Raw genomic sequence first — 23,976 nt, forward strand, 5'->3', positions numbered from 1 at the left:
GTATCCGCCCGGGCAAAGAGTAGAATGATTCATTTTCGATCCCCAGCGGGATCATGGTTGGTTGATTTCCGGAGGTAAAAATGAGCGTCGCCGACACAAAGAAGAGCGTCGAGCAGAAAATGCAGAAGTCGATCGAAGCCTTCAAGGCCGATCTGGCGAAGATCCGCACTGGCCGTGCCCACACCGGCCTGCTCGACCATGTTCAGGTTGACTACTACGGCTCGATGGTGCCGATCAGCCAGGTTGCGGCGGTCGGACTGGCCGATGCGCGTACCATTTCGGTGCAGCCTTGGGAAAAGAAGATGGTGAGCGCGGTCGAGAAGGCCATCCGCGACTGCGACCTGGGCCTGAACCCCGCCACCATGGGCGAAGTGATCCGCGTGCCGATGCCCGCACTGACCGAAGAGCGCCGCAAGGAGCTGACCAAGGTCGTCAAGGGCGAGGCCGAAGGCGCCAAGATTGCCGTGCGCAACCTGCGCCGCGATGCCAACGAACAGTTCAAGAAGCTGGTCAAGGACAAGACCATCTCCGAGGACGACGAGCGCCGCGGCCAGGACGAAGTGCAGAAGCTGACCGACAAGTACGTGGCCGAGATCGACAAGATGGTCGCCGAGAAAGAGAAGGAGATCATGACGGTCTGACCCTGTCCCGGCATAGCCGGGACAGTCAGTTGCCGTCTGCCATCATGCAGCACATCAGTTCAACGCTCGACGTCCCCGACACCTCCTACGTGCCCCGCCACGTTGCCATCATCATGGATGGCAACGGCCGCTGGGCGACCCAGCGGCACCTGCCGCGCGTTGCCGGGCACACCCGTGGGCTGGACGCGGTGCGCGCGGTGGTGGAAGCCAGTGCCGCCCGGGGCGTTCAGTACCTGACGCTGTTCGCGTTCAGCTCCGAGAACTGGCGCCGTCCGGCCGACGAGGTCTCGTTCCTGATGCGGCTGTTCATGATGGCCCTGCGGCGCGAAGTGGTGAAGATGCACGCCAACAACATCCGCCTGCGGGTGGTGGGCGACCTGAGCCGCTTCAGCCCGCGCATCCAGCAAATGATCCGCGATGCCGAAACACGCACCGCCGGCAACACCGGCCTGACCGTGACCATCGCCGCCAACTACGGCGGGCGCTGGGACCTGCTGCAGGCCATGCGCAAGATGCTGGCGCGCTCGCCCATGCTGGATCCGTCATCGATTGACGAATCGGTGCTGGCGCCGCACCTGGCGATGGCCTACGCGCCGGAGCCGGACCTGTTCATCCGCACCGGCGGCGAACAGCGCATCAGCAATTTCCTGCTGTGGCAGCTGGCCTATTCCGAGCTGTATTTCACCGACGTATTCTGGCCGGACTTCGATGCCGCGGAACTCGACAAGGCCTTTGCCTCGTACCGCCATCGCGAACGCCGTTTTGGCCGCACCAGCGCGCAGCTGGTTGCTCCGGGACTTTCGGGTACGGCCTGAGCCTGGTTACTCCAACCTCTCACGGGACTTGCAGCGCATGCTCCTCACCCGCGTCATCACTGCCCTGTGCCTGTTGCTGCTGATCCTGCCGATCCTGTTCCTGGCGCCGCCCGCGGCGCTGGCCGGGCTGGTTGGCGTGATCGTGCTGCTGGGCGGCTGGGAATTCGGCCGCCTGATCGGGCTGCGCGGGCCGTGGCCCTATGTCTATGCGCTGGCCTGCCTGATCGCCGCCATTGCCTGGCATGACCTGCCGCTGCGCCACGCCACGACCTGGCTGCTGGAAGCGGCCGTGGTGTGCTGGGGCGTGGCGGTGATGCTGCTGGGACGCGGCGTACGTGCCGCGACGCCGGCGTTCACGGCGCTGGGCGCGCTCCTGGGCCTGGTGATGCTGCCCGCCTTCGCCCATGCCACCATGATCCTGCGCGGTGCCGGCATCGGCGTGCTGCTGACCGCGGCCGTGCTGGTGTGGGCGGCCGATATCGGCGCGTATTTCACCGGCAAGGCCATCGGCCGGCGCAAGCTGGCGCCTGGCATCAGCCCGGGCAAGTCCTGGGAGGGTGCCATCGGCGGCTGGCTGCTGGCGCTGGTGATCGGCCTGGCGCTGGCCGCCACCCAAGCCTTTGCGCCGACGTGGTTCTCGGCGATGGGCGGCCGTGGCGGGCTGGCCTACGTGGCGGTGCTGACCACGCTGCTGGTCGCGGCGAGCGTGGTCGGCGACCTGTTCGAATCGCTGCTCAAGCGCCAGGTCGGCATGAAGGACAGCAGCCGGCTGTTGCCCGGGCATGGCGGCGTGCTGGACCGTATCGACGCCTTGCTGCCGGTGTTCCCGCTGGCCGCCCTGATGCTCATTTTTCTCTGAAGCCGTCTGCTATGCATCGCATTACCATCCTCGGCGCCACCGGCTCCATCGGCGAAAGCACACTGGACGTGATCAGGCGCCATCCTGACCGCTACGCGGCGCATGCGCTGACCGCCCACCGGCAGGTACGCAAGCTGGCCGACCAGTGCGTCGAGTTCCGCCCGGCGCGCGCCGTGGTGGGGACGGCCGAGGCGGCGCGTGAACTGGAAATGCTGCTGCGCGACGCCGGCGTGAAGACCGAGGTCAGCTACGGCGAAGCCGCGCTGGAATCGGTGGCGGCCGATGCGCAGACCGATGCGGTCATGGCCGCCATCGTCGGCGCCGCCGGCCTGCGCCCGACGCTGGCGGCGGCACGCGCGGGCAAGCGCGTGCTGCTGGCCAACAAGGAAGCGCTGGTCATGTCAGGCCGCATCTTCATGGATGCGGTGCGCGAACACGGCGCCACGCTGCTGCCGATCGACAGCGAGCACAATGCCATCTTCCAGTGCCTGCCGGCCGACGATCCGCGCTATGGCCGCGGCGTGGCCAAGGTGCTGCTGACCGCGTCGGGCGGGCCGTTCCGCACGCGCGACCCGGCCACGCTGCACGATATCTCCCCTGACCAGGCCTGCGCCCATCCCAACTGGGTCATGGGCCGCAAGATCTCGGTTGACTCGGCCACGATGATGAACAAGGGCCTCGAGGTCATCGAGGCCCACTGGCTGTTCGCTGCTCCCGCCGAGCGCATCGAGGTGCTGATCCACCCGCAGAGCATCGTGCATTCGATGGTGGCCTACACCGACGGCTCGGTGCTGGCGCAGCTGGGCAACCCGGACATGCGCACGCCAATTGCCTATGGCCTGGCGTACCCGGAACGGATCGATGCGGGCGTGACGCCACTCGACTTGACGGTGGCAGGCGGCCTGCACTTCGAGAAGCCGGACCTGGTGCGGTTCCCGTGCCTGGGGCTGGCTTTTGACGCGCTGCGCGCCGCCGGCGTGGCGCCCGCGGTGCTCAATGCCGCGAATGAAGTGGCGGTCGAGGCATTCCTGGACGGCCGGGTGCGCTTTACCGATATTGCCGGCATCGTCCGTGAGGTGCTTGAGGCATCACCTAATGGTTCCGCGGATACGCTTGAAGCCGTGCTGGCGGCCGATGCCATGGCGCGCGAGGCGGCCCGCGCCGGCGTGGCCGCGCGGGCAACGGCGCGCTAAAGCGGCGGGGCGGCCTGCCGCATCTGCGACAATAGCGCTTACGCTGGCCGCGGTCCCTTCGGAGCCGGCGCGCCAGCCCAGCCATCGTTACCGACGTCCCGACGCCTCATGCAAACCGTACTCGCTTTCGTCGTTGCCCTGTGCGTGCTCATCTATGTGCATGAAATGGGGCACTACCTTGCCGCGCGCGCCTGCGGCGTGAAGGTGCTGCGTTTCTCCATTGGCTTCGGACGGCCCCTGCTGCGCTGGATCTCGAACGGCCGCGACCGGACCGAGTGGACGGTGGCGGCGATTCCGCTGGGCGGCTACGTCAAGATGCTGGACGAGCGCGAGATCGATCCCGAGCGCGACGCGCCGATCGATCCGGCCGAGCTGCCGCGGGCCTTCAACCGCCAGCCGGTGGGCAAGCGCTTCGTGATCGTGGCAGCCGGCCCGCTGGCCAATTTTGCGCTGGCGATCGTGCTGTATTTCGCCTTGTTCGCCGGTGGCATGCGCGAGCCCGCGCCGGTGGTGGCCGCGCCCGCGGCCGGCACCATGGCGGCGCAGGCCGGCGTGCGCGAAGGCGACCGGGTGTTGTCGCTGACCGCCGGCGGCCATACCGAGGCGGTGCGTTCCTGGAACGACCTGCGCATGGCCGTCTTTGCCGAAGGCTTTGGCGATGCCCGCGCGGTGCTGCGCGTGCGCGGCGCCGACGGGGCCGAGCGCGACGTGACGCTGCCGCGCCTGCCAAATACCGGGGGCAATCCGGAACAGGATCCGCTGGCCACGCTCGGCCTGAGCCTGCAAGGCGGCCCGGTGACGATTACCGAGGTGCTGCCGGACTCGGCCGCCGAGCGCGCCGGACTGAAAAAGGGCGACCGCATCGTGGCCTGGCTGGGCAGCCCGCTCACCCAGGCCAGCGTGCTGATCAAGGCGGTGCGCAGCCAGCCTGGCCAGGCCGTGACACTGGGCATCGAGCGCGACGGCAAGCGCCTGGACGTGCCGGTCACGCTCGATACCGCCGCGGCGCGGGAGGGCGCCAGGGACGCGAGCGGCGCCAACCCGGCGCCGTCGGGCAAGCTGGGCGCGGCGCTCAGCCAGGCCGTCCAGATGGAAACCGTACGCTACCGGCCGGACGAGGCGCTGGCACGCGCGGCCGGCCAGGTCTGGGACACCAGCGCGCTGTCGCTCAAGCTGCTGGGCAAGATGCTGGTGGGGCAGGCTTCGCTGCAGAACCTGAGCGGGCCGCTGACCGTCGCGGACTACGCCGGGCGCGCCGCGAACCTTGGCCTGCAGGCCTTTGTCAGCTTCCTGGCACTGGTCAGCGTCAGCCTTGGCGTACTCAATTTGTTACCCATTCCGGTTCTGGATGGGGGGCATTTGCTGTATTATTGCGTGGAATTTTTGACTGGCCGGCCCGTCCCAGACCACTGGCAGGCAATGCTGCAGAAGGTTGGCATCGCCTGCATCTTGCTCCTGACTTCGCTCGCTTTGTTCAATGACGTCAGCCGAATGTTTCTGGCGAACGGCTAGAAACGTGTGTCGGCAAAGGGGGCGGTGGTGTCGTCGGACACCGTCGCCAGGGACGCCATTTGCCAGGCGCAGTCCAATGAGGCATCGGAGCGCAATCCTGGATGGAATCAAAGAGGGGATCAACATTGATCAGACATAAGCGCATTTCGCTGGGCTTGCTCGCGAGTGCCGTTATTGCAGCCTGGAGCCCGGCGGGCTGGGCTGCCGATCCGTTCGTGGTCAAGGACATCCGCGTTGAGGGACTGCAACGCGTCGAGCCGGGTACCGTGTTTGGCTACCTGCCAGTGCGCGTTGGTGAAACCTTCACCGACGACAAGGGCGCCGACGCCATCCGTGCCCTCTACAATACCGGCTTCTTCAAGGACGTGCAGATCCGCGCCGAGGAAGGCGTGCTGGTGGTCCAGGTCGAAGAGCGGCCGGCGATCTCGCAGCTCGAATTCGTCGGCATCAAGGAATTCGACAAGGACACGCTGCGCCGTTCGCTGCGTGCCGTTGGCGTGGCCGAAGCCCGGTATTACGACAAGGCACTGATCGACAAGGCCGAGCAGGAGCTCAAGCGCCAGTACGTCGCACGCGGTTACTACGCCGCCGACGTGCAGACCACGATCACGCCGGTGGACCGCAACCGCGTTTCGGTCGTGTTCAACGTGGACGAGGGCCCGGTCGCCAAGATCCGCCAGATCAATATCGTCGGCAACAAGGCCTTCAAGGAAGGCACGCTGCGCGACGAGATGCAGCTGTCCACGCCGAACTGGCTGTCCTGGTACACCAAGAACGACCTGTACTCGAAGCAGAAGCTGACCGCCGACCTGGAAGCGCTGCGCTCGTTCTACCTGAACCGCGGCTACCTCGAGTTCGCGATCGAGTCGACCCAGGTGTCGATCACGCCGGACAAGAAGGACATCTTCCTGACCCTGAACATCAAGGAAGGCGACCAGTACAAGGTGTCCGACGTGCGCCTGGCGGGCGAGCTGCTGGGCAAGCAGGACGAAATGGAAAAACTGCTGCAGCTGAAGAAGGGCGATATTTTCTCGTCCGAGAAGCTGACGCAGAGCACCAAGGCCATCACGGACCTGCTGGGCACCTACGGCTACGCGTTCACGACCATCAATCCGCAACCGCAGATCGACAAGGACAAGCGTGAAGTCGCGCTGACCCTGATGGTCGACCCCGGCCGCCGTGTCTATGTGCGCCGCGTCAACGTGGTCGGCAACAGCAAGACCCGCGACGAAGTGGTGCGCCGCGAGATGCGCCAGATGGAAAGCTCGTGGTTCGACAGCGAGAAGCTGACGCAGTCGCAGGCGCGTATCAACCGTACCGGCTACTTCACCGACACCAACATCACCACCGAGGACGTGCCGGGCGCGCCCGACCAGGTCGATGTGAACGTCAACGTGACTGAAAAGCCGACCGGCCAGATCAGCCTGGGCGTGGGCTTTTCGTCCACCGACAAGCTGGTGCTGCAGGCCGGCCTGCGCCAGGACAACGTGTTTGGCTCCGGCACCAGCCTGGGCCTGGACGTGAACACCGCCAAGTCGTTCCGGACCATCGCGCTGACGCAGTACGACCCGTATTTCACGGTGGACGGCATCAGCCGCTCGACCGATGTCTACTACCGCACGTCCCGTCCGCTGTACTACACGGGCGACCAGGACTACAAGATCGTGTCGGCCGGCGGCGGCTTCAAGTTCGGCGTGCCGTTCTCGGAAGTCGACACGGTGTTCTTTGGCATCGGTTACGAACGGACCCAGGTGTTTACGTCGGTCAACACGCCGAGCCAGTACACCAACTGGCTCGGCAAGATCGGCAAGAGCAGCGGCGACGGCATCAACAACTTCCCGTTCACGATCGGCTGGGCACGTGACCGCCGCGACAGCGCGCTGGTCCCGACCAAGGGCCCGTACACCCAGGCCAACCTGGAAGTCGGCATTCCGGGCGGCGATACGCAGTACTACCGCGCCAGCGTGCAGCAGCAGTACTTCTACCCGATCTCGAAGTCCTTCACGCTGGCACTGAATGGCGAAGTCGCTTACGGCCACGGCTACGGCAGTACGCCGTTCCCGGTGTTCAAGTACTTCTACGCCGGCGGTATCGGCTCGGTGCGCGGCTACCAGACCAGCACGCTGGGTCCGAAGGACCAGAACGGCAACCCGGTGGGCGGCGCCTCCAAGATGATCGGCAACGTCGAATTCATCTTCCCGCTGCCGGGCTCGGGCGTGGACCGTACGCTGCGCCTGTTCACGTTCTTTGACTTCGGCAACGTCTATCAGGAAGGCCAGCCGCTGCTGTTCAGCGAGCTGAAGTACTCGACCGGCTTCGGCATGTCGTGGCTGTCGCCAATCGGCCCGCTGAAGATCAGCATGGGCTTCCCGCTGAAGAAGGACGTGAACGACAAGGTTCAGCGCTTCCAGTTCCAGATCGGCACGGCATTCTGATTCTGAAAAAGGATCTGTTTTCATGACTACAAAATTCAAACTGGTCAAATCCCTGGGCGCCGCCGCGCTCGCTACCGCTGCGATCTGCGCCGCGGTGCCGGCTTCGGCCCAGGAGGCGCGCATTGCCGCCGTGAACTCCGAGCGCATCCTGCGCGATTCGCAGCCCGCCAAGGCGGCCCAGGTCAAGCTGGAGCAGGAATTCTCCAAGCGCGACCGCGAGCTGCAGGACATGGCCCAGAAGATCAAGGCCATGGCCGACAAGCTGGACAAGGACACGGCCGTGCTGGCCGACTCCGACCGCCAGCGCCGCCAGCGCGAAGTGGCTGACCAGGACCGCGAGTTCCAGCGCAAGCAGCGCGAGTTCCGCGAGGACCTGAACCAGCGCCGCAATGAGGAACTGGCCCAGGTGCTGGAGCGCGCCAACCGCGTGATCCGCCAGCTGGCCGAGCAGCGCAAGTACGACCTGATCGTGCAGGAAGCGGTGTACGTGAACCCGCGCATCGATATCACCGACGACGTGATGAAGGCGCTGAACGCCGGCAGCAAGTAAGCCGCCGCCGTTTCTTCGTTCCCGTTTTTTCATCAGGAAGTACCGCCATGCAGACACCCACACTGGGTCAGCTCGCCACCGAGAACGGCGCGCAGGTTGTGGGTGACCCCGACCTGGCGATCTCCGGCCTGGCCCCGCTGGATCAGGCCGGACCGGGCGAACTCTCGTTCCTGTCCAATCCGCTCTACCTGCAGCAGGCGCTGGATTCCAGGGCCGGCGCCGTGATCGTCTCGGCCGCCGACCTCGAGCGCGTGCGCGCCGAGGGCAGGGCCGACGGCCGCAACTGGCTGGTGGCGCGCAATCCCTACGTTTGCTTTGCCCGCGTGGCGCAGCGTTACGACCGTGCGGCCAACACCGATCCCCGCACCGGCATCGATGCGCGCGCCACCGTGGCGCCTGGCGCGGTGGTGCCGGCGTCGTGCTACATCGGCCCCAACGTGGTCATCGAAGCCGGTGCGCGCCTGGGCGAGCGCGTGCGCATCCTGGCCAACGGCTATGTCGGCGCGCAGGCAGAGATCGGTGACGATTCGCTGCTCTATGCCAACGTTTCGGTCTACCACCATTGCGTGGTCGGCGCCCGCGCCATCCTGCACAGCGGCGTGGTGATCGGTGCGGATGGTTTCGGCTTTGCGCCGGACATCAGCGCGACCGGCGTTGAATACGTGAAGATCCCGCAAACGGGACGCGCGGTGCTGGGCAATGACGTGGAGGTCGGCGCGAATACCGCGATCGACCGCGGCGCCATGGCCGACACCGTGATCGAGGACGGCTGCAAGATCGACAACCAGGTCCAGATCGCGCACAACGTGCGTGTCGGGGCCCATACGGTGATTGCAGGCTGTGCGGCGGTATCGGGCAGCACGCGCATCGGGCGCTGCTGCGTGATCGGCGGTGCGGCCAATTTTGCCGGCCACCTGAACATTGCCGACCGCACCACGGTGTCGGGCGGCACCTCGATCACCAAATCCATTACCAAGCCCGGGGGGCATTTCACCAGCGTCTTTCCGTTCCTGCCGCACGGCGAGTGGGAACGCAATGCAGCCATCGTGCGCGGCCTGAGCAAGCTGCGCGAACGGGTGGTGGCGCTGGAACGCCGCCTGCGCGGCCAGGCCGCCGGGTCCCAAACCTCACAAGACTAAAGAGAAATCATCATGAGCGCGGCCGAAATCGATATCCGCAAGATCCTCAAGCTGCTGCCGCACCGGTACCCGTTCCTGCTGGTGGACCGCGTGCTGGAGTTCGAGGCGCAGAAGCGGATCAAGACGCTGAAGAACGTCACCATCAACGAACCGTACTTCCAGGGCCATTTCCCGGAGCAGCCGGTGATGCCTGGCGTGATGATCCTGGAAGCGCTGGCGCAGTCGGCCGGCCTGCTGACCTTCGGCGCCGACATGGAGCGCAAGGAGGGCGCGCTGTACTACTTCGTCGGCATCGACGGCGCCCGCTTCAAGCAGGTGGTGTACCCGGGCGACCAGCTGCACATGAACGTGACGGTCGAGCGCTATATCCGCGGCATCTGGAAGTTCAAGGCGTTTGCCACCGTCGACGACAAGGTCGCCTGCGAGGCGGAGCTGATGTGCACCGTGAAGCAGGCCGAGTGAGGCCGCCCGCGGCCGGCGGCGGCGCCGCCCGCTGACTGCCGCGCTCCCGTGCAAGCGGGGGCTGACGGCCCGGACGGGAACCTTTGCCCCGCGCATTGGCCCATCCTTCACCAGACCCACCACAGGACAGGACGCATGACGCAAATCCACCCCACCGCACTGGTCGACCCGAAGGCAGAACTGGCAGCCGACGTAACCGTCGGCCCGTTCTCCATCGTCGGCCCCAATGTGCGGATCGGCAGCGGCACCCGGATCGGCTCGCATACGACGGTCGAGGGTCATACCACGATCGGCGCGGGCAACCAGATCGGTCCCTATGCGTCGGTTGGCGGCGTGCCGCAGGACATGAAGTACCGCAACGAGCCGACCCGGCTCGAGATCGGCGACCGCAACACCATCCGCGAATTCACCACGATCCACACCGGCACGGTGCAGGACCGTGGCCTGACCAGCATCGGCAACGACAACTGGATCATGGCCTACGTGCATATCGCGCATGACTGCATGGTCGGCAACCACACCGTGTTTTCCAGCAACGCGCAGATCGCCGGCCACGTTGAAGTGGGCGACTGGGCCATCCTGGGCGGCATGAGCGGCGTGCACCAGTTCGTGCGCATCGGCGCCCATGCGATGCTGGGCGGCGCTTCGGCGCTGGTGCAGGACGTGCCGCCGTTCGTGATCGCGGCCAGCGACAAGAACGGCAACAAGGCCACGCCGCATGGCGTCAACGTCGAAGGGCTGCGCCGCCGCGGCTTCGACGCCGGCCAGATCGCCGCGCTGCGGCAAGCCTACAAGCTGCTGTACAAGTCCGACCTCAGCTTCGACGAGGCGCGCAGCGAGATCGCCGCCTTGCTGGCCCAGGCTGATGCCGGCACGGCGGTTCCGCTGCAGGCCTTTGTCGACTTCCTTGCCGCCACCCAGCGCGGCATCGTGCGCTGAGACCGGGCGCACATGGTGGACGCCGCGATTCGGGGTGGCTTGCCCACCGGCAACGGTAGTGCCGCGGGCAGGCGCGGCACCATCGCCATGGTGGCCGGCGAGGCCTCGGGCGACCTGCTGGCATCGTTGATGATGGGCGGGCTGCAGTCCCGCCTGGGCGATACGGTCGAGTACGCCGGCATCGGCGGCAAGCGCATGATGGCGCAGGGCTTCGCCTCGCGCTGGCCGATGGAAACGCTGTCGGTCAACGGCTATGTCGAAGTCCTGGGCTCGCTGCGCGAGATCCTGGCGACGCGCCGCGCGGTGCGCGATTGGCTGCTGGCCAATCCGCCGCTGTGCTTTATCGGGGTGGATGCCCCGGATTTCAATTTCGGCCTGGAAGTGCCGCTGCGCCGTGCCGGCATTCCGGTGGTGCACTTTGTCAGCCCGTCGATCTGGGCCTGGCGCGGCGGACGCATCCGCACCATCGCGCGCGCGGTGGACCACATCCTGTGCCTGTTTCCGTTCGAGCCCGAGATCTACGGCAAGGCTGGCATCCCTGCCACCTACGTGGGCCATCCACTGGCCGACGTGATCCCGATGGTGCCTGACGTGGCCGGCGCGCGCGCCGAACTCGGCCTGCCCGCGGGGCATCGGGTGGTGGCGGTGCTGCCTGGCAGCCGCCAGTCCGAGGTACGCAATCTCGGTGCGACCTTTTTTGCGGCGATGGCACGCATGCAGCGCATGGACCCGAACCTGGCGTTCGTGCTGCCGGCGGCGAGCGCGCCGCTGCGCGCCATTGTCGAAGAACTGCACGCGCAGTATCCGGAACTGCGCCTGACCATCGTCGACGGCAAGTCCCACCAGGCGATGGAAGCCGCCGACGTGGTGCTGCTGGCCAGCGGCACCGCCACGCTGGAAGCGGCGCTGTACAAGAAGCCGATGGTGATCTCGTACAAGGTGCCCTGGCTGACCGCGCAGATCATGAAGCGGCAGGGTTATCTGCCTTACGTCGGATTGCCTAATATCCTTTCAGGGCGCTTTGTCGTGCCCGAGCTGCTGCAGGACGACGCCACGCCCGAGGCACTGGCCCGCGAAACGCTGCTGCAGCTCAACGACGAGGGCAACACCGCCTTCCTGTACGAGCATTTCACCCGCATGCACGAGACGCTCAAGTGCAATACCGCGCAACTGGCCGCCGATGTGGTGGTGGACCTGATGCACAGCCGGGGGACCGTCTGATGGCGCGCCGCAACGCGGCTTCGCCGCAGATGGGCCTGGACCTGGCGCCGGCCGCATCCGCCGTGCAGCGCCTGTGCGGCGTCGACGAAGCGGGCCGCGGCCCGCTGGCGGGGCCGGTCTATGCCGCCGCCGTGGTGCTGGATCCGGCCCGGCCGATCCGCGGCCTGGCGGACTCCAAGATCCTGACCGCCGCGAAGCGCGAGGCCCTGTACGAGGAGATCTGCGAGCGCGCGCTGGGCTGGCATATTGCCTTCGCCACGGTCGAGGAAATCGATACGATCAACATTTTGCACGCCAGCATGCTGGCGATGCAGCGAGCCGTGCAGGGCCTCGCCGCCAGCGGCACGGTGCCGGACCTGGTCCAGGTCGACGGCAACCGCTGCCCGCAGGTGCCGTTTCCGGTGGAAGCCATCGTCAAGGGCGATGCCCTGGTCAAGGTCATCTCGGCGGCATCGATCCTGGCCAAGGTGGCGCGCGACCGCGAGCTGTTGGTGCTGCACGAGACCTACCCGCAGTACGGCTTTGACGCGCACGCCGGTTATCCCACCCCGCAGCACCTGGCAGCGCTGGCGCAGTTCGGCGCATCGCCGCATCATCGCCGGTCGTTCGGGCCCGTGCGCGAGGCGTTGGCCCAGCGGCCCATGTTTGTCGCCATGACCACGGCCACTGCCGCGGCCGCGCAGTGAAGCGCACCCTGACCCTCTCCGCATCGTGAAGCACGTCACCTCGCGCGACAACGCGCTGTTCAAGCACCTGAAGGCACTTGCCGGTTCCACGCACCAGCGCCGCAAGGCCGGCCAGTCGCTGCTGGACGGCGTGCACCTGGCGCAGGCCTACGTGGCCGCGCGCGGCCAGCCCGTCACCTGCATAGTGTCGGAGCGCCACTACGACCACGCCGAAGTGGCGCCGCTGCTGGCGCAGGTTGACGCCGAGCGCGTGGTGGTGCTGGCCGATACGTTATTTACGCAGATCAGCGGCGTGGTCAATGGCATCGACCTGATGCTGGTGATCGAGACCCCGGTCGGCCACCTGCCGGCGCGGATTGAAGAAGATTGCATCATCCTGGATGGTGTGCAGGACGCGGGCAACGTCGGCTCGATCCTGCGCAGCGCCGCCGCGGCGGGCATCCGCCATGCTTTCCTGGCCACGGGGTGCGCCTTTGCATGGTCGGTCAAGACCCTGCGCGCCGGCATGGGCGCGAACTTCCACCTGAATATCGTCGAGCACTGCACGCTGGAGTCGCTGGCGCCGCGTCTGGCAGTGCCGCTGCTGGCGACGTCGTCGCACGCGGATGCGGCCGTATTCGATACCGACCTGCGCGGGCCGGTGGCCTGGGTGGTTGGAAACGAAGGGGCAGGGGTCAGCGATGGCTGGATGGCGCATGTCACGCGCAAGGTCGGCATCCCGCAACCCGGTGGGCTGGAGTCGCTGAATGTGGCCGCAGCGACCGCGATCTGCCTGTTCGAGGCAGTACGCCAGCGGCGCGCCGGCTGAAGCGACGCCGGCTGCGAGACCGCGCGCCGGTGTTGGTCCGGCGCCATCCCTTTGGGCGCGGGTGAACGGCCCCGGCCAACACCACGTCGCTCGCCTGGCGGCGTTGGCATCACGCCAGCCCGGCGCGGTGCGCAATGCTGCGCCTGCGCCCGGCAGGCACGATCGTTGCGAATTCCCGTCAAGAGCGCATTCGCTCACTGAACGACACCTGATTCCGGCATCGGAAAAAACAAACGGGACCACTCCCCAGGGATGGCCCCGCTTGTCCTCAATACGGCTTCTGAGCGGCCCTACCCGGCGGCCGCTTTTTTTTTAATAGTTATTGTCGCGATCGACCTTGATCTCCTGCAGGATCGTGGTCGCGATCTCCTCGATCGACTTGTGCGTCGAAGACAGCCACTTGATGCCTTCGCGCCGCATCATCGCCTCGGCCTCGTTGACCTCGTAGCGGCAGTTCTCCAGCGCAGCATACTTGCTGCCGGGGCGGCGCTCGTTGCGGATCTCGGTCAGGCGTTGCGGATCGATCGACAACCCGAAGATCTTTGACTTGAACGCATACAGTGCCGACGGCAGCTTGCCGCGTTCGAAATCGTCGGGAATCAGCGGGTAATTGGCTGCCTTCAGCCCGTATTGCATGGCCAGGTAGAGGCTGGTCGGGGTCTTGCCGCTGCGCGACACGCCCACCAGGATCACATCCGCTTCTTCCAGGTTCTTGTGTGACTGGCCGTCATCATGGGCCAGCGAGAAGTTGATCGCCTCGATCCGGTTCTTGTAGGCCTCGGTGTCCGCATTCTGGTGGAAACGGCCGATGGCATGGGTGGACTTCAGGCCCAGTTCTTTCTCGAGCGGTTCGATGAAGGTCTGGAACATGTCCAGGATCATCGCCTTGGCGCGGCGCAGTGCCTTGTTCGCTTCCTGGTTGACCAGGGTGGTGAAGACAATGGGCGGCACGCCTTCGTTGTGGAACGCTTCGTTGATCTTGCCGACGGCGATATGTGCCTTTTCCGGGGTATCGACGAAGGGCATGCGCACCTTGCGGAAGCGCATCTCGAACTGGGCCAGGATGGAGTGGCTGAAGGTCTCCGCCGTGATGCCGGTGCCATCCGAGACGATGAACACGGTGCGGATCGCGGGACGCTCGCTGGCATGGGGCGCGGGAGCGGGAGGGGATTCAGGCTGAGGCCCGGGTGTCGCCGTTCCGGGCGCTTCTGGCAGGGACATGGGGATGGCGCACATGGGGATGGCGCAATTATTAAATAGATTCAATCTTCCGCAGAAAAGTGCGGCGCAGCACGGTAGAATAGCGGCGATCTTTTCGCTAAGCAATTCCGCTGGGTGCCCGCCGGTGCAACAATGCGGGCCCGGAATTGTCAACAATGCGCGCTACGCGATGAGAGCCGTAGCGCCAGTTCGGGGTTGCTTAGCCAAGCGATCAGTCCGGGAACAGAACACCAAGAACATACCGGTCACGCGCGACAAGTTTTCTACTTTGTTTTGAGGCTCTCATGACTAACCAGGCAGATAACGGCGCCTATGTGCTGCCGTTCGAGCAGTTGCGCATGGCTGACGTGGAAATCGTCGGCGGCAAGAATTCGTCGCTGGGCGAGATGATCTCCCAGCTGGCGGAAGCCGGCGTCCGGGTTCCCGGCGGCTTTGCCACCACCGCGCTCGCCTTCCGCGACTTCCTTGCCCACAACAATCTGACCGAGCGCATCTCCCAGCGCCTGAAGACCCTGAACGTCGACGACGTCAAGGCCCTGGCCGAGGCCGGGGCCGAGATCCGCGGCTGGGTCGCCAGCGCGCCGTTCCAGCCGCGCCTGGAACAGGAAATCCGTGAATCGTACGCCCGCGTGGCCGAGCGCGAAGGCGCCGAAGCCTCGTTCGCGGTACGTTCGTCGGCGACCGCCGAAGACCTGCCCGACGCCTCGTTCGCCGGCCAGCAGGAGTCCTACCTGAACGTCAGCGGCATCGACGACGTGCTCGACAAGATCAAGCACGTGTTCGCCTCGCTGTACAACGACCGCGCCATTTCCTACCGCGTGCACAAGGGCTTCGCCCACGACGTGGTGGCGCTGTCGGCCGGTATCCAGCGCATGGTCCGTTCGGACCTGGCCGCTTCGGGCGTGATGTTCACCATCGACACCGAATCCGGCTTCCCCGACGTGGTCTTCATCACCTCCAGCTACGGCCTGGGCGAAACGGTGGTGCAGGGCGCGGTCAACCCGGATGAGTTCTACGTCTTCAAGCCGACGCTGCAAGCCGGCCAGTATCCGATCATCCGCCGCTCGATCGGCTCCAAGCTGATCAAGATGGAATTCACCAAGCCGGGCGAAGCCGGCCGCGTGAAGACCGTCGACGTGCCGGGCGAACTGCGCAACCGCTACTCGATCACCGACGCCGACGTGACCGAGCTGGCCAGGTACGCGATGATCATCGAGAAGCACTATGGCCGCCCGATGGACATCGAGTGGGGCAAGGACGGCAAGGACGGCAAGATCTACATCCTGCAGGCCCGCCCGGAAACGGTGAAGAGCCAGTCCGCCGGCAAAGCCGAACTGCGCTTCAGGCTCAAGGGCACCGCCCCCGTGCTGACCAGCGGCCGCGCCATCGGCCAGAAGATCGGCACCGGCCCGGTGCGCGTGATCAACGACCCGTCCGAGATGGAACGCGTGCAGCCCGGCGACGTGCTGGTGGCCGACATGACCGACCCGAACTGGGAGCCGGTGATGAAGCGTGCCTCGGCCATCGTTACCAACCGTGGCGGCCGTACCTGCCACGCGGCCATCATCGCGCGTGAACTGGGCGTGCCGGCCGTGGTCGGCTGCGGCGACGCCACCGACATGCTCAAGGACGGCACCCTGGTGACGGTGTCGTGCGCCGAAGGCGACGAAGGCCGCATCTATGACGGCCTGCTGGAAACCGAAGTGACCGAAGTCCAGCGTGGCGACATGCCGGAAATCGACGTCAAGCTGATGATGAACGTGGGCAACCCGCAGCTGGCGTTCGACTTCGCGCAGATCCCGAACTGCGGCGTCGGCCTGGCCCGCCTGGAATTCATCATCAACAACAACATCGGCGTCCACCCGAAGGCCATCCTCGACTACCCGCAAGTCGATGCCGACCTGAAGAAGGCCGTGGAAAGCGTGGCCCGCGGCCATGCCAGCCCGCGTGCGTTCTACGTCGACAAGCTGGCCGAGGGCATCGCCACCATCGGCGCGGCCTTCTACCCCAAGCCCGTGATCGTGCGCCTGTCGGACTTCAAGTCCAACGAGTACAAGAAGCTGATCGGCGGCTCGCGCTACGAGCCGGACGAAGAAAACCCGATGCTGGGCTTCCGCGGCGCCTCGCGCTACATCGCCGACGACTTCGCCGAAGCGTTCGAGATGGAATGCAAGGCCATGAAGCGCGTGCGCGACGAAATGGGCCTGACCAACGTCGAGATCATGGTGCCGTTCGTGCGTACGCTCGGCCAGGCTGCCAAGGTCATCGAGCTGCTGGCCAGGCACGGCCTGAAGCGCGGCGAGAACGGCCTGCGCATCATCATGATGTGCGAAGTGCCGTCCAACGCGATCCTGGCCGAAGAGTTCCTGCAGTACTTCGACGGCTTCTCGATCGGCTCGAACGACCTGACCCAGCTGACGCTGGGCCTGGACCGCGACTCGGGCATGGAGCTGCTGGCCAAGGACTTCGACGAGCGCGACCCGGCGGTGCGCTTCATGCTGTCGCGCGCCATCGAGGCGTGCATCCGCCTGGGCAAGTATGTCGGCATCTGCGGCCAGGGTCCTTCGGACCATCCGGACTTTGCCGAGTGGCTGACCAAGGAAGGCATCAAGTCGATCTCGCTGAATCCGGACTCGGTGGTCGAGACCTGGCAAAAGCTGGCTTCCTGAAGCATTTGACGTCACAATAACGACATTGCCGGCGCCTTCTGGCAGCCGGCAGGCACCGGCCCTGCGTCAGGTGTTGCTACTGCCCCGCAGACGCTACCAGGCGCTGCGGGGTTTTTGCTTTTCGGGATGTCTCTGGACGAACGGGAGCTTGGATGGCGTACTACATCTGGTTCGTGGCAGCGGTCGCGCTGGTGATCGTCGAGCTGAACACCGGCACCTTTTACCTGCTGATGGTGGCGGTGGGGCTGGCCGCCGGCGGGGTGGGGGCCTTGCTGGGCCTGTCGCCGGGCGCGCAGACGCTGGTCGCGGCCCTGGTCGCGGCGGTGCTGATCGCCGGGCTGCGCCGCACGCGCTTCGGCAAGCTGCGGCGCGGCACTGCCGCCTCCGATCCCGACGTCAATATCGATATCGGCCAGGAGCTCGACGTAGCGGCCTGGGACGTCAACCGGTGCGCCCGCGTGCCATACCGCGGCGCGGACTGGAACGTCGAGCTGGCGCCCGATTGCGCCGCCGCGCCGGGCCGCTACCGCATCGTTGCGGTGCGCGGCAGCACGCTGGTGGTATCTCCCCGCTGAAACCGGTTCTTGTTGCGCAGCGCGGCAATTGCCGCGCTGCGATCCGCCTGCCGCCGCCTGGCGGCTCCGTCCTGCTGTGTTCTGTCTGGAGGGTCGTTACATGCTCGCATCTCAGCTTGGTTTGCTGCCGCTGATCATCCTCATCGCCGTTATCGTGCTGATTGCCAGGGGCATCAAGATCGTGCCGCAGCAGCATGCCTGGGTGCTGGAGCGCCTGGGCCGCTACCACGCCACGCTGACGCCGGGGCTGTCGATCGTGGTGCCGTTCGTGGACCGCGTCGCCTACAAGCACGTGCTCAAGGAAATCCCGCTGGATGTGCCCAGCCAGGTCTGCATCACCAAGGACAACACGCAGCTGCAGGTCGACGGCGTGCTGTATTTTCAGGTCACGGACCCGATGAAGGCATCGTATGGCTCCAGCAACTTCGTGGTGGCCATCACGCAGCTGTCGCAGACCACGCTGCGCTCGGTGATCGGCAAGCTGGAGCTGGACAAGACCTTCGAGGAGCGCGAGTTCATCAACCACAGCGTGGTCAACGCCCTGGATGAAGCGGCCTCCAACTGGGGCGTCAAGGTGCTGCGCTACGAGATCAAGGACCTGACCCCGCCCAAGGAGATCCTGCATGCGATGCAGGCGCAGATCACCGCCGAGCGCGAGAAGCGCGCGCTGATCGCGGCATCGGAGGGCAAGCGCCAGGAGCAGATCAACCTGGCCACGGGTGCGCGCGAGGCAGCGATCCAGAAGTCGGAGGGCGAGCGGCAGGCCGCGATCAACAAGGCGCAGGGCGAGGCGGCCGCGATCCTCGCAGTGGCCGAGGCGAATGCCCAGGCCATCCAGAAGGTCGGCAACGCGATCCGCACGGAAGGCGGCATGGATGCGGTCAACCTGAAGGTGGCCGAGGAATACGTGGCCGCCTTCGGCAACCTGGCCAAGCAGGGCAATACGCTGATCGTGCCGGGCAATATGGGCGAGATGAGCAGCATGATCGCGTCCGCCCTGCAGATCGTGAAGGGGCAGAAGGCTGCCTGAGGGCGGCGGCTGTAGTGATGCGGGCCCAGATAACCACCGTCATTCCCGCGCAGGCGGCAATCCAGCGTCTTTGAAAGTCACTGGGTTCCCGCCTTCGCGGGAACGACGGTGGAAATTTGCTTAGTCCTTGGCGTCGCCCTTCATGATGCGGGCCTTCTCGCGCTGCCAGTCGCGCTGCTTCTCGGTCTCGCGCTTGTCGAACTGCTTCTTGCCCTTGGCCAGGCCGATCTCGCATTTGACGCGGCCGCGCGTGTAGTGCAGGTTCAGCGGCACCAGCGTATAGCCGCGCTGCTCGACCTTGCCGATCAGCTTCTTGATCTCGTCGGCCTTGAGCAGTAGCTTGCGGGTGCGCACCGGGTCGGGATTGACGTGGGTGGAGGCGCTTTGCAGCGGGCTGATATGGGCGCCGATCAGGAACATCTCGGCGTCGCGCACCACCACGTAGCCTTCCTTGATCTGCACCCGCCCGGCGCGGATCGCCTTGACCTCCCAGCCTTCCAGCACGATCCCGGCCTCATAGCGTTCCTCGATGAAGTAGTCGAAGAAGGCTTTTTTGTTATCTGCAATGGTCATGCGTGCGGGTGGGGTGCGGTAGGGTGGAATTCGGCCGATTCGCTGCAGCGCCACATGGCGGAATGCCGCGGGGCGCGCGTGTCGGCTAAAATCGGGATTCTAGCAAACCAGCCCCGGCACCGGCGCATGCCTGCCGCGCATCGCGCGCAGCATGGCCGCAAGCCAGATTTCCCCATACATGGCAGACGTCCATAAATCCGTACTGCTCGGCCACTCCGCCGCGCAGATGTACGACTTGGTCACGCGCGTGGAGGACTATCCCAAGTTCCTTCCATGGTGCGGCGGCGTGGAGGTGTTCGAGCAGACCGATACCATGCTCGATGCCAAGATCCATATCCACTTCAAGGGCATCCAGCAGTTCTTCCACACCCGCAATACGCAGGAACGCCCCACGCGCATCGACATGACCTTTGCCGACGGCCCGTTCAAGACCTTCAACGGCGCGTGGCGCTTCACGCCGCTGCGCGAAGACGCCTGCAAGATCGAATTCCACCTGCACTATGAGTTTTCCAGCCTGCTGCTGGAAAAGATCATCGGCCCGGTCTTCAGCATGATCGCCAATACCTTCGTCGATGCCTTCGTCAAGCGGGCCGAGGTGGTGTATGGCACCAACTGAGGCCAGCGCGGGGACGGTGCATGTTGCGGTCTGTTATGCGCGGCCGGATACCGTCTTCCTGAAAGAGATCGACGTGCCCGCGGGAACCACGATCGCCGCGGCCATCGTCGGTTCCGGGCTGCAGCAGGCCTGTCCGGAGGTGGACCCGTCCACCATGCGGGTTGGCATCTTCGGCAAGCTCAAGACGCCGGAGACGGTGGTGCGTGACGGCGACCGCGTCGAGGTTTACCGGCCGCTGACGGCCGATCCCAAGCAGGCGCGCCGCAAGCGGGTGCAGAAGCAGCGCGCGGGCGGCACCCGCGAAGGCCAGAAATGGTTGCGCGGCAGCGGCTGAGCCGAGCTTGCCGGCCACGGCAAACGGGGTGCATGCGCCCTAATGCCGTTCAGTTAACCACCGTCGTTCCCGCGCAGGCGGGAACCCAGTGACGTCATCCCCAAAGGGGACGTGAAAGACGCTGGATTCCCGCCTGCGCGGGAATGACAGTAGCGTTTGATACCTCAACGGAACAGCATTAGTACATGCACCCCGTTTTTCTTTGGCTTCAGTTGCAGTTCTGCTCGAGACTGGCGTTGGTCTTGAGGATCTCGGCCTCGCGCTGTTCGCTGGTCAGGCGCTGCAGCGAGCCGTCCGGGCCCGCGACAGCCGCGCGCATGCCTTGCTGCAGGCCATAGGCGTAATTGCGCATCTGCGCGCAGCGGGCCTCGCGCTCGGCTGCCTCGCTTTCTTTGCGGGCCTCCTCGGCGGCGGCTTTCAGGCTGGCCTCGCGGCGCTTGCGGAAGGCTTCTTCGGCCGTCGGTGCCGGGGCTGCCGCGGGCTTTCCCGAGGCTTTTGCCGGCGCCGGGGCGGCAGGGGCTGCCGTCGGGGCGCTGGCGGCGTCCACTGGCCGGAACTCGCCGGCAGAGCGGCCTGGCGCGCGCAGCACCCTGGCTGCCTCCGCCGGCGGCGGCACGTCGCTGTAAACCATGCGGCCGTTGGCGTCGCGCCATTGCCAGTAGGCAAGGGCCGGGACGGGAACGGCGACGGTGACGGCGGCAAGCAGGCACAGCGCGGACGATCGTTTCATGGCGAGGCGTCTTAAAGTGACTCGGAGGTAACTGGTGCGGCTGGGATTGTGCTGGGCCGCCGGCTGCGCGCATGGCGATGCCGCGGCAGGACAGTCGCGGCGATGGCTTGGCGCGCTCCTGATACCAGGTGCGTAGCGCCGGTTTGACCCTGGGTAATGCTCTTGTCTGTTGTTTTTCGTGGCGCGTGTGACCCCCCGCGCTATCCGCTATCGATCGCTAGTCTACGCAGACTTGTCGGTCGCGTGCAAGCGCACGGACCAGGCCACGCCGGCCATCAGCAACACAATGGCGGCGATTTCCAGCGGCCGCGGCCAGCGGTGGTCGAAGACAAAGCCATACGCCAGCGCGAACAGTGTCTCGAACACGATCATCTGGCCCGACAGCGTCAGCGGCAGGCGCCGGCTGGCGATATTCCACAGATTGTTGCCGATCAGCGACGCGCCCAGTGCCACCGCGGCATTGACCATCCAGAACCACTGCCAGTCGCGGCCGCTGTCGGCTGCGGTCAGGGTGTCGCCCGCCAGCAGCCAGCCGAGCCCGGCAAGCACCGCCGATACCGCGCCGGTCGACAAGCCGTACAGCGCCGACCATTCATTGCCGCTGTAGTGCGGGTTGCGCTGCAGGTAGCGCGCGTTGTCCACCGCGTAGAGTGTCCAGCAGACCAGCGCGCCGGCCGCGCAGCAGACCCCGGCAAGCTTTTGCCAGACCGGCCGCGCTGCCGCGCCGGCGGCCGCCGCATGAGCGCTCTGGCCGCCGCCGAACAGGTCGATATTGATGCAGGCGATGCCCGCGGCCACCACCAGCAGCGGCCACACCAGCCGTGCCAGCGGCACCGCGCCGTGGTCGCGCCGGCCCATGATGGTGACCGAGATCGGCAGGATGCCGATGATCAGCGAGGTCGGGCCCACCCCGGCAAGCTGCACGCCGAAGGCCAGCAGCACGTAGTAGAGCAGGTTGCCGGTAAAGGCCTGGCGCAGCAGCGCCACGCAGTCGGCCCGGGTCAGCTTGCGGGCGATGCGCGTCATCAGCGGCAGGGCGGCCACGAAAGCGACCAGCCCGTAGGCCAGGTAGCGGCCGATGGCCAGCTCCCACGGCGAAAACACGGGCAGCAGCTTGGGGGCGATAAAGACCATGCCCCAGAAGGCGCCTGCCAGCAGCCCGCACAATACGCCGATTCCCATGCTCCGCTTCGCCCGTGGAAAAAGACGACGAGCATAGCAGACGGCACGTGGGAAAGACCGTTGCAGTGCATCAGCAAGGCGCGCATTCCTGTATAATTCGGTTTTGCGCCTAGAGGATTTGCTATGCGTCTTGTCCAGAAAGCACTCACATTCGATGACGTGCTGCTCGTCCCGGCCTATTCGGCCGTCCTCCCCCGGGATGTCTCCCTCCGCACCAGCCTGACCCGCTCCATTGCACTGAACATCCCGCTGGTATCCGCGGCGATGGACACAGTGACGGAAGCCCGCCTGGCGATCGCCATGGCGCAGGCCGGCGGTATCGGCATCGTCCACAAGAACCTGAAGCCAGCCGACCAGGCCCGCGAAGTCGCGCGCGTCAAGCGCTATGAATCGGGCGTGCTGCGTGATCCGATCACCATTTCGCCGGACATGAAGATCCGCGATGTGATGGCCCTGTCGCAGCAACACGGTATTTCCGGCTTCCCGGTGCTGGAAGGCAAGGCCGTGGTCGGCATCATCACCAACCGCGACCTGCGTTTCGAGGAAGAGCTCGACGCCCCTGTGCGCGCCAAGATGACGCCCCGCGAAAAGCTGGTGACCGTGGCCGAAGGCGCGCCGCTGGAAGAAGCCAAGCGCCTGATGAACCGCCACCGCCTTGAGCGCGTGCTGGTGGTCAACCAGGCCTTCGAGCTGCGCGGCCTGATCACGGTGAAAGACATCCAGAAGGCCGTGGACAATCCACTGGCCAGCAAGGACGATCACGGCCAGCTGCGCGTAGGCGCCGCAGTCGGCGTGGGCCCGGACAACGACGAGCGCGTGGAACTGCTGGTCAAGGCCGGCGTCGATGTGATTGTGGTTGACACCGCACATGGTCACAGCCAGGGCGTGCTGGACCGCGTGCGCTGGGTCAAGCAGAACTTCCCGCAGGTGCAAGTGGTTGGCGGCAATATCGCCACCGGCGATGCGGCGCGTGCGCTGGTCGAGCATGGCGCCGACGGCGTCAAGGTCGGTATCGGCCCGGGCTCGATCTGCACCACGCGTATCGTTGCCGGCGTCGGCGTGCCCCAGATCACGGCGGTTTCCAACGTGGCGGAAGCCCTCAAGGGCACCGGTGTGCCGCTGATCGCGGACGGCGGCGTGCGCTACTCCGGCGACGTGGCCAAGGCCCTGGCGGCCGGCGCCCACACCGTGATGATGGGCGGCATGTTCTCGGGCACCGAGGAAGCGCCGGGCGAAACGTTCCTGTTCCAGGGCCGTTCGTTCAAGAGCTACCGCGGCATGGGTTCGGTGGGTGCGATGAAGGATGGCGCAGCCGACCGCTACTTCCAGGAAGACAACACCGCCAACGTCGACAAGCTGGTTCCCGAAGGGATTGAAGGGCGCGTGCCGTACAAGGGCTCGGTGATGGCGATCATCCACCAGCTGACCGGCGGCGTGCGTGCCTCGATGGGCTATTGCGGCAGCCAGTCGATTGCCGACTGGCACGAGAGCGCCCAGTTCGTCCAGATCACGGCAGCCGGCATGCGTGAATCGCACGTGCACGACGTGCAGATCACCAAGGAAGCGCCGAACTACCATATCGACTGACGCGCAGCGGTTGCGCCCGTCGCCTCGCGGCGGTGCGCGGCCGCGAGATCGTCGGGGCGAGGGCGCACTACAGCGGGCGGCGCCTTCGCCAGACCGGAATGCCATCCGGTCCGGCCGCTCGCCAGGCCGGTATTGCCTGACAGTGGGCTGCCAGAAATGGGCTGCCAGAAGTGGGCCGCACCAGCCAGCCGCACCATTG

The 23,976-nt window shown here is 65.9% G+C and carries 23 protein-coding genes; 19 read left to right on the top strand and 4 right to left on the bottom strand.

Annotated features, from left to right (window positions below; all coding sequences use genetic code 11):
- Nucleotides 1–80 precede the first annotated feature (80 nt).
- The 13 genes from frr (at nt 81) to ACREYQ_RS07485 (ending at nt 13,260) form a co-directional block, all read left to right on the top strand.
- On the top strand, nt 81–641 hold the full coding sequence (gene frr / locus ACREYQ_RS07425) for a ribosome recycling factor (RefSeq protein ID WP_432260101.1): 561 nt from the start codon (nt 81–83) through the stop codon (nt 639–641).
- A 44-nt stretch (nt 642–685) separates the two neighbouring features.
- Nucleotides 686–1,456, top strand: coding sequence for an isoprenyl transferase (locus tag ACREYQ_RS07430; protein ID WP_432260375.1), 771 nt, complete (start codon nt 686–688; stop codon nt 1,454–1,456).
- Between the two features lie 37 nt (nt 1,457–1,493).
- The gene (locus tag ACREYQ_RS07435; protein WP_432260102.1) at nt 1,494–2,315 is read left to right on the top strand and encodes a phosphatidate cytidylyltransferase; all 822 of its coding nucleotides are present in this window, start codon (nt 1,494–1,496) and stop codon (nt 2,313–2,315) included.
- An 11-nt stretch (nt 2,316–2,326) separates the two neighbouring features.
- Nucleotides 2,327–3,508, top strand: a complete 1,182-nt coding sequence (ispC, locus tag ACREYQ_RS07440) for a 1-deoxy-D-xylulose-5-phosphate reductoisomerase (protein ID WP_432260103.1) — start codon at nt 2,327–2,329, stop codon at nt 3,506–3,508.
- Between the two features lie 108 nt (nt 3,509–3,616).
- Nucleotides 3,617–5,020 (top strand): RIP metalloprotease RseP, encoded by a 1,404-nt coding sequence (gene rseP, locus ACREYQ_RS07445; protein ID WP_432260104.1) that lies wholly within the window; start codon nt 3,617–3,619, stop codon nt 5,018–5,020.
- A gap of 101 nt (nt 5,021–5,121) precedes the next feature.
- Complete coding sequence (gene bamA, locus ACREYQ_RS07450) at nt 5,122–7,455, top strand: outer membrane protein assembly factor BamA (protein ID WP_432260105.1); 2,334 nt, start codon at nt 5,122–5,124, stop codon at nt 7,453–7,455.
- A 22-nt stretch (nt 7,456–7,477) separates the two neighbouring features.
- A complete protein-coding gene (locus ACREYQ_RS07455) occupies nt 7,478–8,005 on the top strand; it encodes an OmpH family outer membrane protein (protein WP_432260106.1) in 528 nt (175 codons plus the stop codon).
- Nucleotides 8,006–8,052: 47 nt separating this feature from the next.
- A complete protein-coding gene (lpxD, locus tag ACREYQ_RS07460) occupies nt 8,053–9,144 on the top strand; it encodes a UDP-3-O-(3-hydroxymyristoyl)glucosamine N-acyltransferase (RefSeq protein ID WP_432260107.1) in 1,092 nt (363 codons plus the stop codon).
- Between the two features lie 12 nt (nt 9,145–9,156).
- Complete coding sequence (gene fabZ / locus ACREYQ_RS07465) at nt 9,157–9,606, top strand: 3-hydroxyacyl-ACP dehydratase FabZ (protein WP_010809590.1); 450 nt, start codon at nt 9,157–9,159, stop codon at nt 9,604–9,606.
- A 135-nt stretch (nt 9,607–9,741) separates the two neighbouring features.
- Nucleotides 9,742–10,545: an acyl-ACP--UDP-N-acetylglucosamine O-acyltransferase gene (gene lpxA / locus ACREYQ_RS07470; protein WP_432260108.1), complete on the top strand. Its 804-nt coding sequence runs from the start codon at nt 9,742–9,744 to the stop codon at nt 10,543–10,545.
- A 12-nt stretch (nt 10,546–10,557) separates the two neighbouring features.
- Complete coding sequence (gene lpxB / locus ACREYQ_RS07475) at nt 10,558–11,766, top strand: lipid-A-disaccharide synthase (RefSeq protein ID WP_432260109.1); 1,209 nt, start codon at nt 10,558–10,560, stop codon at nt 11,764–11,766.
- Entirely contained in the window at nt 11,766–12,452 is a 687-nt protein-coding gene (gene rnhB, locus ACREYQ_RS07480; protein WP_432260110.1) for a ribonuclease HII, read from the top strand. The genes lpxB and rnhB overlap by 1 nt, the downstream gene beginning before the upstream one ends.
- A 25-nt stretch (nt 12,453–12,477) precedes the next feature.
- A complete protein-coding gene (locus tag ACREYQ_RS07485; protein ID WP_432260111.1) occupies nt 12,478–13,260 on the top strand; it encodes a TrmH family RNA methyltransferase in 783 nt (260 codons plus the stop codon).
- Between the two features lie 312 nt (nt 13,261–13,572).
- On the opposite strand, the gene ppsR is transcribed toward ACREYQ_RS07485, so the two are convergent.
- Nucleotides 13,573–14,379, bottom strand: a complete 807-nt coding sequence (gene ppsR / locus ACREYQ_RS07490) for a posphoenolpyruvate synthetase regulatory kinase/phosphorylase PpsR (protein WP_432260376.1) — start codon at nt 14,377–14,379, stop codon at nt 13,573–13,575.
- Nucleotides 14,380–14,765: 386 nt separating this feature from the next.
- Here ppsR and ppsA point away from each other — a divergent pair, with 386 nt between their 5' ends.
- The 3 genes from ppsA to ACREYQ_RS07505 all read left to right on the top strand — a co-directional run bounded on the left by ppsA (nt 14,766) and on the right by ACREYQ_RS07505 (nt 18,755).
- A complete protein-coding gene (gene ppsA, locus ACREYQ_RS07495) occupies nt 14,766–17,150 on the top strand; it encodes a phosphoenolpyruvate synthase (protein WP_432260112.1) in 2,385 nt (794 codons plus the stop codon).
- A gap of 152 nt (nt 17,151–17,302) precedes the next feature.
- Nucleotides 17,303–17,725 (top strand): NfeD family protein, encoded by a 423-nt coding sequence (locus tag ACREYQ_RS07500; RefSeq protein WP_432260113.1) that lies wholly within the window; start codon nt 17,303–17,305, stop codon nt 17,723–17,725.
- Between the two features lie 100 nt (nt 17,726–17,825).
- On the top strand, nt 17,826–18,755 hold the full coding sequence (locus tag ACREYQ_RS07505) for an SPFH domain-containing protein (protein ID WP_432260114.1): 930 nt from the start codon (nt 17,826–17,828) through the stop codon (nt 18,753–18,755).
- Nucleotides 18,756–18,875: 120 nt separating this feature from the next.
- On the opposite strand, the gene smpB is transcribed toward ACREYQ_RS07505, so the two are convergent.
- The gene (smpB, locus tag ACREYQ_RS07510; protein WP_010809581.1) at nt 18,876–19,328 is read right to left on the bottom strand and encodes an SsrA-binding protein SmpB; all 453 of its coding nucleotides are present in this window, start codon (nt 19,326–19,328) and stop codon (nt 18,876–18,878) included.
- Nucleotides 19,329–19,506: 178 nt separating this feature from the next.
- On the opposite strand from smpB, the gene ACREYQ_RS07515 reads away from it, so the two are divergent.
- Entirely contained in the window at nt 19,507–19,944 is a 438-nt protein-coding gene (locus ACREYQ_RS07515; RefSeq protein ID WP_115213002.1) for a type II toxin-antitoxin system RatA family toxin, read from the top strand.
- Nucleotides 19,931–20,278: an RnfH family protein gene (locus ACREYQ_RS07520; RefSeq protein ID WP_432260115.1), complete on the top strand. Its 348-nt coding sequence runs from the start codon at nt 19,931–19,933 to the stop codon at nt 20,276–20,278. Before ACREYQ_RS07515 ends, ACREYQ_RS07520 begins: the two co-directional genes overlap by 14 nt.
- Before the next feature lie 208 nt (nt 20,279–20,486).
- Here the strand turns inward: ACREYQ_RS07520 and ACREYQ_RS07525 are convergent, their stop codons facing one another.
- On the bottom strand, nt 20,487–21,008 hold the full coding sequence (locus ACREYQ_RS07525) for a DUF4124 domain-containing protein (protein ID WP_432260116.1): 522 nt from the start codon (nt 21,006–21,008) through the stop codon (nt 20,487–20,489).
- Nucleotides 21,009–21,230: 222 nt separating this feature from the next.
- The gene (locus ACREYQ_RS07530; protein ID WP_432260117.1) at nt 21,231–22,190 is read right to left on the bottom strand and encodes a DMT family transporter; all 960 of its coding nucleotides are present in this window, start codon (nt 22,188–22,190) and stop codon (nt 21,231–21,233) included.
- A 123-nt stretch (nt 22,191–22,313) separates the two neighbouring features.
- On the opposite strand from ACREYQ_RS07530, the gene guaB reads away from it, so the two are divergent.
- Nucleotides 22,314–23,777: an IMP dehydrogenase gene (gene guaB / locus ACREYQ_RS07535; RefSeq protein ID WP_432260118.1), complete on the top strand. Its 1,464-nt coding sequence runs from the start codon at nt 22,314–22,316 to the stop codon at nt 23,775–23,777.
- Nucleotides 23,778–23,976 lie beyond the last annotated feature (199 nt).

Origin of the sequence: Cupriavidus sp. TMH.W2 (genome assembly GCF_050847365.1) — a bacterium.
Classification (GTDB): Bacteria; Pseudomonadota; Gammaproteobacteria; order Burkholderiales; family Burkholderiaceae; genus Cupriavidus.

Bases quoted from the DNA above. Each gene is read 5' to 3' on its own strand.
- ACREYQ_RS07455 (WP_432260106.1), top strand. From the start codon at position 7,478: ATGACTACAAAATTCAAACTGGTCAAATCCCTGGGCGCCGCCGCGCTC.
- ACREYQ_RS07505 (WP_432260114.1), top strand. From the start codon at position 17,826: ATGCTCGCATCTCAGCTTGGTTTGCTGCCGCTGATCATCCTCATCGCC.
- ACREYQ_RS07500 (WP_432260113.1), top strand. From the start codon at position 17,303: ATGGCGTACTACATCTGGTTCGTGGCAGCGGTCGCGCTGGTGATCGTC.
- ppsA (WP_432260112.1), top strand. From the start codon at position 14,766: ATGACTAACCAGGCAGATAACGGCGCCTATGTGCTGCCGTTCGAGCAG.
- lpxD (WP_432260107.1), top strand. From the start codon at position 8,053: ATGCAGACACCCACACTGGGTCAGCTCGCCACCGAGAACGGCGCGCAG.
- rnhB (WP_432260110.1), top strand. From the start codon at position 11,766: ATGGCGCGCCGCAACGCGGCTTCGCCGCAGATGGGCCTGGACCTGGCG.
- guaB (WP_432260118.1), top strand. From the start codon at position 22,314: ATGCGTCTTGTCCAGAAAGCACTCACATTCGATGACGTGCTGCTCGTC.
- bamA (WP_432260105.1), top strand. From the start codon at position 5,122: ATGGAATCAAAGAGGGGATCAACATTGATCAGACATAAGCGCATTTCG.
- fabZ (WP_010809590.1), top strand. From the start codon at position 9,157: ATGAGCGCGGCCGAAATCGATATCCGCAAGATCCTCAAGCTGCTGCCG.
- lpxB (WP_432260109.1), top strand. From the start codon at position 10,558: ATGGTGGACGCCGCGATTCGGGGTGGCTTGCCCACCGGCAACGGTAGT.
- ACREYQ_RS07515 (WP_115213002.1), top strand. From the start codon at position 19,507: ATGGCAGACGTCCATAAATCCGTACTGCTCGGCCACTCCGCCGCGCAG.
- ACREYQ_RS07435 (WP_432260102.1), top strand. From the start codon at position 1,494: ATGCTCCTCACCCGCGTCATCACTGCCCTGTGCCTGTTGCTGCTGATC.
- ACREYQ_RS07525 (WP_432260116.1), bottom strand. From the start codon at position 21,008: ATGAAACGATCGTCCGCGCTGTGCCTGCTTGCCGCCGTCACCGTCGCC.
- smpB (WP_010809581.1), bottom strand. From the start codon at position 19,328: ATGACCATTGCAGATAACAAAAAAGCCTTCTTCGACTACTTCATCGAG.
- rseP (WP_432260104.1), top strand. From the start codon at position 3,617: ATGCAAACCGTACTCGCTTTCGTCGTTGCCCTGTGCGTGCTCATCTAT.
- frr (WP_432260101.1), top strand. From the start codon at position 81: ATGAGCGTCGCCGACACAAAGAAGAGCGTCGAGCAGAAAATGCAGAAG.
- lpxA (WP_432260108.1), top strand. From the start codon at position 9,742: ATGACGCAAATCCACCCCACCGCACTGGTCGACCCGAAGGCAGAACTG.
- ACREYQ_RS07530 (WP_432260117.1), bottom strand. From the start codon at position 22,190: ATGGGAATCGGCGTATTGTGCGGGCTGCTGGCAGGCGCCTTCTGGGGC.
- ACREYQ_RS07520 (WP_432260115.1), top strand. From the start codon at position 19,931: ATGGCACCAACTGAGGCCAGCGCGGGGACGGTGCATGTTGCGGTCTGT.
- ACREYQ_RS07430 (WP_432260375.1), top strand. From the start codon at position 686: ATGCAGCACATCAGTTCAACGCTCGACGTCCCCGACACCTCCTACGTG.
- ispC (WP_432260103.1), top strand. From the start codon at position 2,327: ATGCATCGCATTACCATCCTCGGCGCCACCGGCTCCATCGGCGAAAGC.